The organism is Methylosinus sporium, from assembly GCF_003113265.1.
GTDB classification, from domain to species: domain Bacteria; phylum Pseudomonadota; class Alphaproteobacteria; order Rhizobiales; family Beijerinckiaceae; genus Methylosinus; species Methylosinus sporium.
The window spans coordinates 78487-91719 of the sequence record NZ_PUIV01000003.1; the positions used below are offsets into that span (position 1 = coordinate 78487).

8 protein-coding genes, 1 tRNA gene and 1 pseudogene are annotated in these 13233 nt (G+C 65.1%); 4 read left to right on the forward strand and 6 right to left on the reverse strand.

The window, feature by feature from the left end; genetic code table 11:
- Window positions 1–77: 77 nt before the first annotated feature.
- The gene (locus C5689_RS03585; protein ID WP_244594570.1) at window positions 78–1322 is read right to left on the reverse strand and encodes a dicarboxylate/amino acid:cation symporter; all 1245 of its coding nucleotides are present in this window, start codon (window positions 1320–1322) and stop codon (window positions 78–80) included.
- A gap of 84 nt (window positions 1323–1406) precedes the next feature.
- On the opposite strand from C5689_RS03585, the gene C5689_RS03590 reads away from it, so the two are divergent.
- Window positions 1407–2576, forward strand: a complete 1170-nt coding sequence (locus C5689_RS03590; protein WP_108915905.1) for a GGDEF domain-containing protein — start codon at window positions 1407–1409, stop codon at window positions 2574–2576.
- 80 nt (window positions 2577–2656) lie between these two features.
- The gene (locus C5689_RS03595) at window positions 2657–3367 is read left to right on the forward strand and encodes a hypothetical protein (protein WP_108915906.1); all 711 of its coding nucleotides are present in this window, start codon (window positions 2657–2659) and stop codon (window positions 3365–3367) included.
- A gap of 19 nt (window positions 3368–3386) precedes the next feature.
- On the opposite strand, the gene mfd is transcribed toward C5689_RS03595, so the two are convergent.
- Window positions 3387–6908: a transcription-repair coupling factor gene (gene mfd, locus C5689_RS03600; RefSeq protein ID WP_108915907.1), complete on the reverse strand. Its 3522-nt coding sequence runs from the start codon at window positions 6906–6908 to the stop codon at window positions 3387–3389.
- A 15-nt stretch (window positions 6909–6923) separates the two neighbouring features.
- A complete protein-coding gene (locus tag C5689_RS03605; protein ID WP_108915908.1) occupies window positions 6924–7214 on the reverse strand; it encodes an FAD assembly factor SdhE in 291 nt (96 codons plus the stop codon).
- Window positions 7215–7431: 217 nt separating this feature from the next.
- On the opposite strand from C5689_RS03605, the gene C5689_RS03610 reads away from it, so the two are divergent.
- Window positions 7432–7506: transfer RNA gene (locus C5689_RS03610), tRNA-Gly, on the forward strand.
- A 432-nt stretch (window positions 7507–7938) separates the two neighbouring features.
- On the opposite strand, the gene C5689_RS03615 is transcribed toward C5689_RS03610, so the two are convergent.
- A complete protein-coding gene (locus C5689_RS03615; protein ID WP_108916009.1) occupies window positions 7939–8712 on the reverse strand; it encodes a class I SAM-dependent methyltransferase in 774 nt (257 codons plus the stop codon).
- A gap of 86 nt (window positions 8713–8798) precedes the next feature.
- On the opposite strand from C5689_RS03615, the gene C5689_RS03620 reads away from it, so the two are divergent.
- Complete coding sequence (locus C5689_RS03620; protein WP_108915909.1) at window positions 8799–9611, forward strand: AraC family transcriptional regulator; 813 nt, start codon at window positions 8799–8801, stop codon at window positions 9609–9611.
- A gap of 158 nt (window positions 9612–9769) precedes the next feature.
- Here C5689_RS03620 and C5689_RS03625 read toward each other — a convergent pair.
- Both C5689_RS03625 and C5689_RS03630 read right to left on the reverse strand, forming a co-directional pair.
- Window positions 9770–10009 (reverse strand): annotated as a pseudogene (locus C5689_RS03625) (transposase); the annotation flags it as partial.
- 110 nt (window positions 10010–10119) lie between these two features.
- The gene (locus C5689_RS03630; RefSeq protein ID WP_108916010.1) at window positions 10120–13233 is read right to left on the reverse strand and encodes an efflux RND transporter permease subunit; all 3114 of its coding nucleotides are present in this window, start codon (window positions 13231–13233) and stop codon (window positions 10120–10122) included.

A 13233-nucleotide genomic window follows, 5' to 3' on the forward strand; every position in this document is an offset into this window, starting at 1 on the left:
TCCACTCGGCGACTTGTCGGCGCCGATTGAAAGAGGGCGCTGTTTCTCGAAGGACGAGCGAAGCGTCGGGCGCCGCCTCAGGAAGCTTCCCGCGTTTCCTCCTTCACCTTCCCATCCAGCAGGCAGCTCACCGTTACATCGCCCATCACATTGATCGCGGTGCGGCAGCGGTCCAAGAGCCAGTCGATCGTCAGCAGCAGCGCGATATAATCCGTCGGCAGCGCGACGGCGCGAAACACCATGGTCATGGTCACGAGGCCTGCCTCTGGAATGCCGGCCGCGCCCACGGAGGCGACGACCGAGGTCAGCACCACCAGAATCTGCTGCGTGAAGGTCAGATGCATTCCCAGCAATTGCGCGACGAAGAGCGCGGCCATCGCCTCATAGAGCGCCGTGCCGTCATTGTTGAAATTGGAGCCGATCAGCGCGCCCATGCTGGCTGATCGCTCGCGCAGGCCGACGCGTTCGCGCAGCAGCTCATAGGTGAGCGGCATGGTCGCCGTGGAGCTGCCGGTCGAAAAGGCCATCAGCAGCGCATCGCGCACGCCGGCGACCACATGCAGCGGGTTCGCCCAGGAGCCGAGCCATATGCGCAGCGCATAATAGAGAAATTGCAGCGCCAGCGCCGTCAGCACGGCGATGAAAAATCCGCCGAGCGCCAGAAAATCCCGAAAGCCGCTGACGCCGACGATGCTGGCGATGAGGCCGAAGACGGCGAGCGGCACGACGTCGATGATCCAATGCAGAATGGCGATGAGGCTCGAAAGCGCCACATGCACGAGATCCTCCACCGTGCGCACTTCGTGAGTCCGCAGTCCGCGCAGCGCGACGCCGAAGGCGACGGCGATGAAGATGACGCCCATCACCGCGCCATTGTCGCCGAAAGGCCCCAGAATGCTCTTCGGCACGCTGTCGAGAAATTGCATCAGCGGATCGGCCGCACCGCCCGAAGATTTCGCCGGCGCGCCGGGAGCGGCCGTCGTCCAGGCGCCCGGCTGCAGCACATTGGCCACCGCGAGTCCGATGAAGATCGCCGCCAGAGTATTGGTGAGGAGCAGAGCGACGAGGCGTAGCGCCTGCCCGCCGGCGAGATGCGCGCGCATGAGCGCCTGGACGATGGCGAGCAGGATCAGCGGCGGCGCCAACGCGCCCAGCAGGCGCAGGACGAGCTTGGCCGGCGTCTCGAGGATATGCGCCGAATCGCCGAGCGCGAGGCCGGCGACGACGCCGAGCGCCACGGCGACGATGATGCGCGCATAGAGCGGTATGGCGCGCCAATGCGCGATGAGGCCGGTCGTCGTCTCTCTCTCATTCGATCGCAATCTTTCGTCCTCCAGTGATCGCCGACATGAAAATGACGCGAATTGTCAACCTTATAGGTCTATTCCCGGCGTCTCGGGAGACCTATGCTCGGCGCGTCCTACGCTCTCATCGTCAATATCATGATCGCGGCGCTGTTCGCTGCGAGCTTCGCCTTCGTCGCTCTGGCCAATCCGGCCGACCGCCGGGCGTTGTGGTTCGCCGCGAGCTATATGCTCGGAATGTCGGCCCCGCTGTGCCTTTTCGTCGTTCACCTGGGAGTCTGGCCCGATTTCTTCGGCGCACTGAACTATGTGGGCTTTTGCGCGGGCCTGTTTTTGATGACGGCCTCTCTCGCCCGCTTCTACGATCGCGGCCCACGCTGGAGCGCGGTCGCCGGGCTCTACTGCGCGGCGCTGCTCAGCGGCGCGGCGATCGGCGAATGGCCGCAAGACCGTCTCGCCTTCAACCTCGTCTATCAGACGCCCTATGCTCTGGCGACCGCCTGCTGCGGCTGGATCATCCTGCTCGCGAGCGGACGCGGGGCGCTCGAGATCGCGCTCGCCGGCCTCTATGGGGTGATCGCCGCGCATTTCATCGCAAAGCCCTTTTTCGCGACGGCCTACGGCGTCGGCCGCACGTCGAGCGAATATGTCGCGAGCTCCTACGCGATCATCTCGCAATCGGTGACGGGCGTTCTGCTGATCGCGGCCGGGCTGCTCACCTTGCTCCTGGTCGCGCAGCGAGCGATCTCGGAGGCTCGCCGCGCGGCGGAGACCGATCAATTGACCGGGCTGTTGAACCGGCGCGGATTCGACCTCGCTTGCGCGCCTTTGCTGGCGCGCGCCCGCGCCGAGGGCGATCCGGCGACGGTCGCCCTCGTCGATCTCGATTATTTCAAACGGGTCAACGATCGATTCGGCCATGCGGTCGGCGACGAGGTCTTGAGATATTTCGCCGCGCTGCTGCGGCTGACGACTCCCGAAGGCGCGCTCGTCGGCCGCCTGGGCGGAGAGGAATTCGTTGTTTTCCTGGATGGAGCGCCGCGCGCGCAAGGGCGGCGCGTCGCCGAGATGATCCGGCAGGCGGCCGCGCTGCATGTCACGCCGCGCCTACCCCCGATCACGGTCAGCATAGGCGTCGCCGAAATCGCCGAGGATGAAACCTTCCTCCAAGCGATGCGCCGCGCGGACGAAGCGCTCTATCGCGCCAAGACGCTGGGCCGCGATCGCGTCTGCGTCGCCCGCCGGGCGAGCCTGAAGGAAATCCATAGCTAGACGAAAGTCGATCATCGCGCCGCCTTTCTTCGGCCGCTATATAGTCGCCGCACCACGTCGCATCGAAAGGCCGAGCCGGCATGATCCGCGGAATAACCCTTTCTCTTCTCGCACTCGCCTCTCTCGCCTCCGCCGCCCCCGCCGCGGAGCTGAAATCGCAATACACGTCTCTCCAGAACTGCCCCGCCGTCGATCGGCTGAAACTCGCGAATCGGACGCTGGAAAAGAGCGACAGGACCGCGATTTTCCGCTGCGCCGGCGTCGGCGGCTTTTCCGTCTATGTCGTGGACGATGATCCGCGCAGCTTCCTCGTGCTGGAGCGCGGCAAAACGCTTTATTCGCTGGAACGGCCCATGGCCTCGGCCTTCTCGCTCGGCAATTTTCCCAATGTCACGGGCGCGAAACAGGCCGAGTGGCGGCTCGATCCCACCGGCGCGCCCGCGGGGCTGATCGTGCGCATCGCCTATCAGCGCGCCGACGGCGCCGCGGCCTCCACGCTCATGGTCTTCGATCTGCGCGGCGAGCCCATGGTCATCGGCGCGGCGAAGACGAATGAGGAGGCGCGCGACCTGATCGACGGCGCGCTCGTCGCCAGAACGCTGGAGGAAAAACTGTCGCGCGAATGCAATGCGATCTATGTCTCGCTCTGCAAGGGATTTCCGCCCGGCCCGGAAATGCTCGGCGCCTGCTTCGACGCGCGGCCCGAGATCGCCGACGAGGTTCCGCAAAAATGCGTCGCCGATTTCCAGACCAATGTGGAGAATTATCACGAGGCCAAGGGCGGCCATTGACCGAGGCCGCGCGACGAGATCACGCCGCCTTCTTCTTCTCCGCGATCGACACCAGCGTGCGCAATATGCGGCGCGCGCCCTCGAGCCGGCTCTTCATATCGGCGAAATCGCGGATGAAGACGATTCGCATATCCGGGCGCACCTTGGCCTGCGCGCTCGGCTCCATGATGAAGCGCGCGAGGCCGGCGGGATCGGCGAAATTGCCGTCGCGGAAGGCGATGATGACGCCCTTCGGCCCCGCCTCCAGCTTCTCCACATGCGCTCTTCGGCACAGCGCCTTGATGGCGACGATCTTGAGCAGCAGCTCCACTTCCGGCGGCGTCGGGCCGAAACGGTCGATCAATTCCGCCGCGAAGGATTCGATGTCCTGATCCGTCTCCAGCGTCGAGAGACGCCGATAGAGCTGCAGGCGCAGAGTGAGGTCCTGCACATAATCTTCCGGTATCGTCACCGGCGCGCCTATGGCGATGGTCGGCGACCACGCCTCCTCCTCCGGCTCCTCTATGCCGGCCTTCAGCAGCGTGATCGCATCGCCGAGCATCTGCTGATAGAGTTCGTAGCCGACCTCCTTGATATGGCCGGACTGCTCCTCGCCCAAGAGATTGCCGGCGCCGCGAATGTCGAGATCGTGGCTCGCGAGCTGGAAGCCGGCGCCGAGCGTGTCGAGGCTCTGCAGCACTTCGAGACGCTTCTGCGCTTGCGGCGTGATGGTCTTATTGGCGGGCGTGGTGAACAGCGCATAGGCGCGCGTCTTGGCGCGGCCGACGCGCCCGCGCAGCTGATAGAGCTGCGCGAGGCCGAACATATCGGCGCGCCAGACAATGAGCGTATTGGCCGTCGGAATGTCGAGGCCCGATTCGACGATGGTCGTCGAGAGGAGAATGTCGAATTTCCCCTCGTAGAAAGCCGTCATGCGCTCTTCGAGATCGCCGGCCGCCATTTGCCCATGCGCCATGACGAATTTCGCCTCCGGCACGGCCTCGCGCAAAAATGCGGCGGCGTCCTCCAGATCTTCGATGCGCGGACAGACGAAGAAGGCTTGTCCGCCGCGATAGCGCTCGCGCAGCAGCGCCTCGCGCACGATGAGCGGATCGAAGGGAGAAACGAAGCTGCGGACGGCGAGGCGATCGACCGGCGCGGTGGCGATGAGCGACAATTCGCGCACGCCGGTCATGGCGAGCTGCAAAGTGCGCGGAATGGGCGTCGCGGAGAGCGTCAGCACATGCACCTCGGCGCGCAGCTCCTTCAATCGCTCCTTATGGCCGACGCCGAAGTGCTGTTCCTCGTCGATGATGACGAGGCCGAGATCTTTAAAAGAGATCGCCTTGCCGAGCACGGCATGTGTGCCGACGGCGATGTCGACGGTTCCGTCCGCAATGCCCGCTTTGGCGAGGCGCATGTCGGAGGCGTGAGTCATGCGCGACAATTGCGCGACGCGAATCGGCAGGCCGGAGAAGCGCGTGGAAAACGTCTTGTAATGCTGGCGCGCGAGCAGAGTCGTCGGCACGACGACCGCCACTTGTCGGCCGTTGATCGCCGCGCAAAAGGCGGCGCGCAGCGCCACCTCTGTCTTGCCGAAGCCGACATCGCCGCAAACGAGCCGATCCATCGGACGGCCAGAAGCCAGATCGTCGAGCACTGCCTCGATCGCCGCGGCCTGATCCTCCGTCTCGTCATAGGGGAAGCGCGCGCAAAATTCGTCGTAGAGCCCTTCCGGCGGGACGAGCTTGGTCGCCTGCCGAAGACTGCGCTGCGCAGCGATCGCGATGAGGCCCTTGGCCATCTCGCGAATGCGATTCTTCATCCGCGCCTTGCGCGTCTGCCAGCCGACGCCGCCGAGCTTGTCGAGAACGGCCTCCGTATCCTCGGAGCCGTAGCGCGTCAGCAGCTCGATATTCTCGACCGGCAGATAGAGCTTGTCGCCGCCGGCATAGTGAATCTCGAGGCAATCATGCGGCGCGCCGGCGGCGGTGATCGTCTCGAGGCCGATGAAGCGGCCGATGCCGTGATCGACATGCACGACGAGATCGCCGGCCGAGAGCGCCGCCACCTCGCCGAGCAGATTCTCCGTATGCTTGGTCTTGCGCCGGCGGCGCACGAGGCGGTCGCCGAGAATGTCCTGCTCGCCGAGAATGGCGAGGCCTTGCGTCTCGAAACCATGCTCCACGCCGAGCACGGCGAGCGCCGCCGCGCCCTTGCCGAGCGAAAGAGCGGCAGGAAGAGAGGACACCGTCTTCAGGTCGCGCAAGCCATGCTCGGCGAGCACGCTGCCGAGACGCTCGCAGGAGCCGTCCGACCAGCCGGCGACGACGACGGTTCTGCCGGCGCCGCGCAGCGCCTTCACATGCTCGACGGCGGCCTCGAAGACATTGGCGTTTTCGTCATTGCGCTCGGGCGCGAAATCGCGGCCGGCGCGGGCGGCGCAATCGATCGTCTCCTTGCCGGCGCCGTCGGGCGCGGCGAAGGGTGAGAAGGTCGCGAGGCTGCGCCCCTCGAGCTTGCCGCGCCATTCCTCTATTGTGAGATAGAGCTGATCCGGGGGCAGCGGCTTGTAATTGGAGTCGGCCGGGGCGGCGTCATAGGCGAATTTGCGGGCGTCGTAATAATCGGCGATCTGCGTCAGCCGCTCGCCGGCGGCCTCCTCGACCAGCGGATCGAGCAGCAGCGGCGCCTCACCCACATAATCGAAGACGCTGCCCATGCGCGCATAAAACAGCGGCAGCCAATGTTCGGCGCCCTGATGGCGGCGGCCTTCGCTGATCGCCTCATAGAGCGCGTCGCCGCGCGTCTGGCCGCCGAAGCGCGTGGTGTAGGCCTGGCGGAAGCGCCGCATCGTGTCGCTGGTGAGCCGCAGCTCGCTCATCGGCACGAGATCGAGCGAGCGCAGCTGTCCCGTGGTGCGCTGGCTCTCGGGATCGAAGCTGCGAATCGATTCGAGCGTGTCGCCGAAGAAATCGAGACGAATCGGCCCCGGCATTCCCGGCGCATAGAGATCGACGATGCCGCCGCGCTGCGCGTATTCGCCGGTCTCGCGCACGGTGGAGGAGCGCAGAAAGCCGTTGGTCTCGAGCCACAGCGCCAGCTCGTCGAGACGCACGACATTGCCGGGCGCCGCGGAGAAAGTGTCGGCGGCGACATTTTCCAGCGGCGGGACACGCTGCAGCAGGCAATCCACCGTGGCCATGACGACTCGCGGCCGCTCGGCCGAGGATTTGGAGCGGGCGAGACGCGCCAGCGCCGTCATGCGGCGGGCGGAAATGGCGGCGTTGGGCGAGACGCGATCATAGGGCTGGCAATCCCAGCCGGGAAAATCCAGCGCCTCCACCTCGGGCGCGGCGAATCGCAGCGCCTCGCGAAAAGCCGCCGAGCGCTGCGCATCGCGCGCCACATGGACGAAGACGGCCGGCCGCCCCTCCGCGACGCGGGCCAGCGCGCGGGTGAGATCGGCGGCGACGAAAGCGTCGAAACCGTCCGGGACATTCACGAAGCGGAGCTTGTCGCCTTTTTCCAGGCGGGCGACCGCGGATTTGAGATCGGTCATTTCGGGAACATGCTCTCAAAGATCGAGCGGTTTCTCATGCGTATGGAAAGCCGCGATCCGGCGGAAGAGGGGCGTGTCGTAGCAGGCGGGAACCGGCTCGGCGCGCGACAGCCAGCGAAAAACCTCGTCGTCCTGCGCGTCCAGCAACGCTTCGAGATCGTCGAGCTCGGCCTCGGGCAGAGAGTTGATCGTCGCGTCGACGAAACGGCCCATCAATATGTCCATTTCGCGCATACCGCGGCGCCATGCGCGAATTTTTATGCGCCGGCGGCGAATGTCGGGATCGTCTCGGGTCGAAGCGCTCAAGGGCGGAAATCCGCTCGCGGAGGGACGGAGTACAAGAATTCGCGCGCCGGGCCGCCCCTTCGGGCGCCGGCGCGGAGCCAGAGGAATTAGCGCAGCCGGCGGGGAAAAGATAGGTCATCCACAGCCTGTGCGAAGCCGTTCGAGATCGTCGCCGAGACAGTTGCAATCACGCTTCGATTGCGGCATAAGGACCCCGTCGCGTCGCCGCGACATGGATGCGGGTGTAGCTCAGGGGTAGAGCACAACCTTGCCAAGGTTGGGGTCGAGGGTTCGAATCCCTTCGCCCGCTCCAAAATAGCCAATATATTCCAGAGCGTTATGAAAAGGCCGCCGCAAGGTGGCCTTTCGCTTTTCCAAGGTGGCGTTCACATGGTGTCCACCACCTTGGAGCCGGCCGGCCGCGTCACTGACTCACTCTGGCGATCCTTCATCGTCGACAAGCGGTCCTATGTCGCGCTCCACCTCAGCCCGTGCATGGCGCAACCCAGCGACCTTGCTCCGGCGCTCAGCGGAACGAAAAAGCGGCGACCGCTATGGCGTGACGATCCGAGTCGGCCACCTCGGTGACGGGCGCCAGCTTCTGGCGCGCCCGGGCGCGCATGGCTTGCCGCTATCTGCCCGGGCGAGAGGAATCCCACCTGCGAGGCGTCAATGGCGAGCGCCATGAGCGCGCGCAGTGCGGGAAGATCTTCGCAGGACGCCCAGCGCGTCGAAAAGCGTATCGTCATCGCTTGCCGTCCAAACGCTCCCACGCCACGATCGACACCGGGAAATGGAACAGGATGCCAGCGTGCGTGCGCCGAGCTCCAACGCCGATGCGATCCTGCCCAGAGGCAATGTCGGCATCGAACATCGCCGCCAGCGCCGGCATGTCGGATGGATCCGCGAGAGTGGAGAGCTCCGCCTCCAGCCGATAGCCGTCGACGACGACCTCGCGCAGTCCCGCCTCCCGGCCGATCTCTCGGAGCTGCTCCAGGGTGAGCGCGCTCGTATGGGACGGATCGCGCAATCGCTCCATGGCGTCATAGGCCGCCTGGGTTTCCGGCGAGGGCGTCGCGTCGATGACGACAATGCGCCCCCCGGAACGGCAAACGCGAACCATCTCCGCGAGCGTGGCGGCAGGATCGCGCATATGGTGGAAGCTGTACCGCGTCGTCACCCGATCGAAGCTCGCGCTCTCGAAGGGTAGCGCGGTCGCATCGCCGACATGCCAGGCCATGTTCTCCAGCCCGGCTGCGGCTTGCCGCGCTCGCGCCTGCTCGATCATGGCGGGCGTGATGTCGATGCCGGTCACGGCGCGTGCATGGGGCGCCTGCGCGCAGGCGAGGATGCCGGGTCCGCAGGCCACATCGAGCGCGTCCGTGTCCGGCGTCAGGGCGCAGGCTCGGAGCGTGCGCGCCATCGCGTCCGCTTCCGCGTGAATGGGCAGTTCGGAGAAGGGCTTGGCCCAGCGGGTGAACTGGTCGACGATGCGCTGATTGTGCGTGGCGACGGTCATATCATCCTCCTCGATCAAAGGGGACTATAGACATCGCCACCTTGGCCGACTAACGCTGTACGGCCATAGTTGAGCGGATATCGGCCATGCGAGCCTTGGACGACGCCGAAACCCAAAACGCCATACACGCCCACGGGCTCGATCGGCCCACCGGCATCGGCTTCGCATTCTTGGGCGCCGCCTGCAACATCCTCTACGATTGGCACGCGCACGACTACCATCAACTGATGTATGCTGCGGGTGGGGTCGCCCAGATCGAGACGGATCGCGGTCTCCATATTCTTCCGCAAGGCCGGGCTGTCTGGATACCGGCGAAAACGAGACATCGCTCCCTGATCACGGATGGCGGCGGCGCCTCATTGCATTTTTCGCCGGAAGCCGTCGAGGATCGCTCGCGGCATGTGCGGATCGTGGTCGCGAGCCCATTGATGCGGGAGATGATCCTGTTCGCGACCCGCTGGCCGCTCGGCGCCAGCGAGACCGATCCGCTCGCGGACGCCTTCCTACGCGCATTGGCGCTCCTGTGCGGCGAGTGGCTGCAAAGTGAGCTTCCGCTGTTCTTGCCGAGCGCGGCGCACCCCTCCATCCGCCGCGCCCTGGATTATGCCTCGGCCGACCTCGCCGCCGCGACATTGACCGAAGCCCTCCGCCACGCTGCTCTTTCCGAACGCACGTTCCGCCGCCTGTTCGCGCGCGAGACGGGACTGACATGGCAGAACTGGCTCGGCCAAGCGCGGATTCAGATGGCAATGGGACTGTTGATCCAGGGTCGAAGGATAACCGACGTCGCGGCCGATGTGGGCTATGCGTCCCTCAGCGCCTTCGCGAAGGCGTTCGCGCAGATCGCCGGCGAAGGGCCGGCCCAATTCCGGCAGCGGCACCGCTCAGGGGCGAGTTGATGCTCGCCGTCGGGCGACAGATCATTCGACACGCCGATCATCCCGGGACCGAATTCGTCCACCTGATTCCTTTGCTGTCACCGATAGGCGCATGCGCTCGCGGAGTGGCGGAATCCTGCTAGCACAGTTAAGGAACGAGCAGGTAGATCGTAAGACCATATGACGTGGCGCTCGCGATAATCGGCGGATTCGACGCTCCGCGGCGGATCGACAATATCGAGAGCGGCGCGGATATGGGCGAGCTTCTGGGCACGGCGGGCGTTAGCGAGAAACCCGAAACGACGAATGCGCCGAAGCCCCTCGGGCAAGACGTGCATGAGTGAGCGGCGCACGAACTCGTCAGCGTCGAGGGTCATTGCCTCGGATTTGTCGTTGGCGCGATAATCTTTCCCCTGATAAGCGCACGACGCCGCGCTACGCCGTTTAAAATTTGTCCAGGCCATGGCCTCGCTTTTTTCGACGAAGCTGCCCGCTCTTCCCGGCCATCTCTCGTCCGTTTCCGCCGCATTCATCGGCGCATCCATTCGCGCTCGCCCTCGAATATCCGACGCACGGCGACGAACAGCAGGGGAACGAAGAAGATGGCGAGCGCCGTCGCCGCGGTCATGCCGCCCATGACGCCGACGCCGATCGCGTTTTGGGCGGACGAACCGGCGCCGCCGGCGAAAGCGAGCGGCGCGACGCCGAGAATGAAGGCGAAGGAGGTCATGACGATCGGGCGCAGCCGTTGGCGCGCCGCGAGCAGCGTCGCTTCGATCACATCCATGCCCGCCCTTTGATGGTCGATGGCGAATTCGACGATCAAAATGGCGTTCTTGGCGACGAGCCCTATGGTCGTCAGCAGGCCGACCTTGAAATAGACGTCATTGGCCTGTCCGAACATCAGCGCCGCAACGAGCGCGCCGAGCACGCCGATCGGCGCGCACAGCATGACGGCGAGCGGGACCGTCCAGCTCTCATAGAGCGCGGCGAGGCATAGGAAGACGACGAGGACCGAGATCGCATAGAGCGACGTGGCCTGATTGCCCGAGAGACGCTCCTGCCGCGACAGGCTGGTCCATTCATGAGCGAATCCAGACGGCAGACCGGCGACCAGACGGTCGATCTCCATCATGGCGTCGCCAGAGCTGGCGCCGATCGCCGCCTCGCCCTGAATCTGGACGGCGGGCGATCCGTTGTAACGTTCGAGACGCGGCGAGCCGAACGCCCAGCGACCGGACGCAAAGGACGAGAAAGGCGCCATCTCGCCCGACGCGGCACGGACATGCCAGCGGTCGAGATCGTCCGGCTGCATTCGGAAATCGGCCGCAGATTGCAGATAGACCTTTTTGACGCGGCCGCGATCGATGAAATCGTTCACATAGGCGCCGCCCCATGCCGTCGACAGCGTGGCGTTGACGTCGGAAAGGCCGACGCCGAGGGCGCTCGCTTTATCCTGATCGACCTCGATCGCAAATTGCGGCGTGTCGTCCTGGCCGTTCGGCCGCACGCCGTTCAAGAGCCTGCTTCGCGCGGCGTCTGCGAGCAAATGGTCTCGCGCGGCCAAGAGCTTTTCGTGGCCGGCGCCGGTCATATCTTCGAGATAGAAATCGAAGCCGCTGCTCGTGCCCAATCCCTCGATCGCCGGGGGCGCCAGCACGAAGACCTGCGCGTCGCGAATGCCGGTGAGCGCGGCCGTCGCGCGCTCCGTCACCGCCGTCGCCGACAGGTCGGACGCCTTGCGTTCCGAAAAGTCGCGCAGGCCGACGAAGGCCATGCCGACATTTTGGCCGACGCCGCTGAAGGCGAAGCCTCTCACCGTCATGACGCCATCGACGGCCTTGCTCTCCTGATCGAGAAAATAGCGCGTCACACGATCGAGCGCGCGCTCCGTGCGGTCGCTGGTCGCGCCGACAGGCAGCTGCACGCTGACCATCAGATAGCCCTGATCCTCCTGCGGCAGGAACGAGCTCGGCAAGCGCGTGAACAGCGCGGCGGCCGCGATCGTCATCACGGCCAGAGCCGCGAAGCCGCGCCTCGGGCGCCTCAGAACAGCGGCCGCGCCGTCTCGATAGGCGTCGGCGCCGCGTTCCATGTTGCGATCGAACCAGCGGAACAAGCCGGCCTTCTCGGCGCCCGGCTTCGGCGGACGAAGAAGCGTCGCGCATAGCGCCGGCGTCAGGATCAATGCGACGCCGACCGACAGCGCCATGGCCGAAACGATCGTGACCGAGAACTGGCGATAGATGACGCCGACCGAGCCGCCGAAGAAGGCCATCGGCACGAAGACCGCGGACAAGACCGTCGTGATGCCGACGAGCGCGCCGGTAATCTCGCTCATGGATTTGACCGTCGCCTCGCGTGGCGACAAGGCTTCCTCATGCATGATGCGCTCGACATTCTCGACCACTACGATGGCGTCGTCGACCAGGAGTCCGATCGCCAGCACCATGGCGAACATGGTGAGCGTGTTGATCGAATATCCCGCCACCGCCAGAACGCCGAAAGTTCCGAGCAGCACCACCGGCACGGCGAGCGTCGGAATGAGCGTGGCGCGAATATTGTGCAGAAAGGCCAGCATGACGAGAAAGACGAGTGCGATCGCCTCGATCAGCGTGTGCGTCACCTGCTCGATCGAGATTTTGACGAAAGGCGTCGTGTCGTAGGGATAGACGACCTTCATTCCTTCGGGAAACGTCGGCGCGAGCCGATCGATCGCCGCCTTCACCGCCGCGGCCGTGCGGACCGCATTCGCGCCGATCGCCAGATTAATAGCGAGGCCGGTCGCCGGCGCGCTATTGTAGGTGGAGGCGCTGACGTAGTCCTCGGCGCCGAGCTCGACGGTCGCGACATCGCCGATGCGAACCAGCGATCCATCGGCGGCGCTCTTGATGATGACGTCGCGGAATTGCTCCGGCGTCTGCAGGCGGCTCTGCGCCGTGACGGTGGCGTTGAGCTGCTGCCCTCTGCGCGCCGGCAGACCGCCGAGCTGTCCTGCCGACACTTGCGCGTTCTGCGCTTGAATCGCGCTCGCGACATCGCTCGGGTTCAGCGCATATTCGGCGAGCCTGTCTGGATCGAGCCAAATGCGCATCGCATAGCCGGCGCCGAAGAGCTGCGTGTTACCGACGCCTTCGACCCGTTTCAGCGTGTCGTTGAGCGCGCTCTTGACGTAATCCGACAGATCCGTGCCGGTCATCTTGCCGTCGGTCGAGACGAAGCCGACGACCATCAGAAAGGCGCTCGACGATTTGGTGACGGTGAGGCCATTGGACTGGACCATGGTCGGCAGCAGTGCGGTGACGAGCTGCAGCTTGTTCTGCGCCTGCATCTGCGCCACATCCGAATTGGCGGCGTTGGTGAAGGTGAGGGTGATGTCGGCCTGGCCGGTCGAGGTCGAGGTCGAGGTCATATAGTCGAGATGATCGAGGCCGGTCATGCCTTGCTCGATGATCTTGGTCACCGAATTCTCGACCGTTCGCGCATCGGCTCCCGGATAGTTGGCGGTGATCTGGATCGTCGGCGGCGCGATCTCCGGATATTGCGAAACCGGCAGGCCGATGAGCGCCAGCAGGCCGCCGAGCATGACGACGATCGCGATCACCGAGGCGAAGATCGGACGGGCGATGAAAAATGCGGAGAT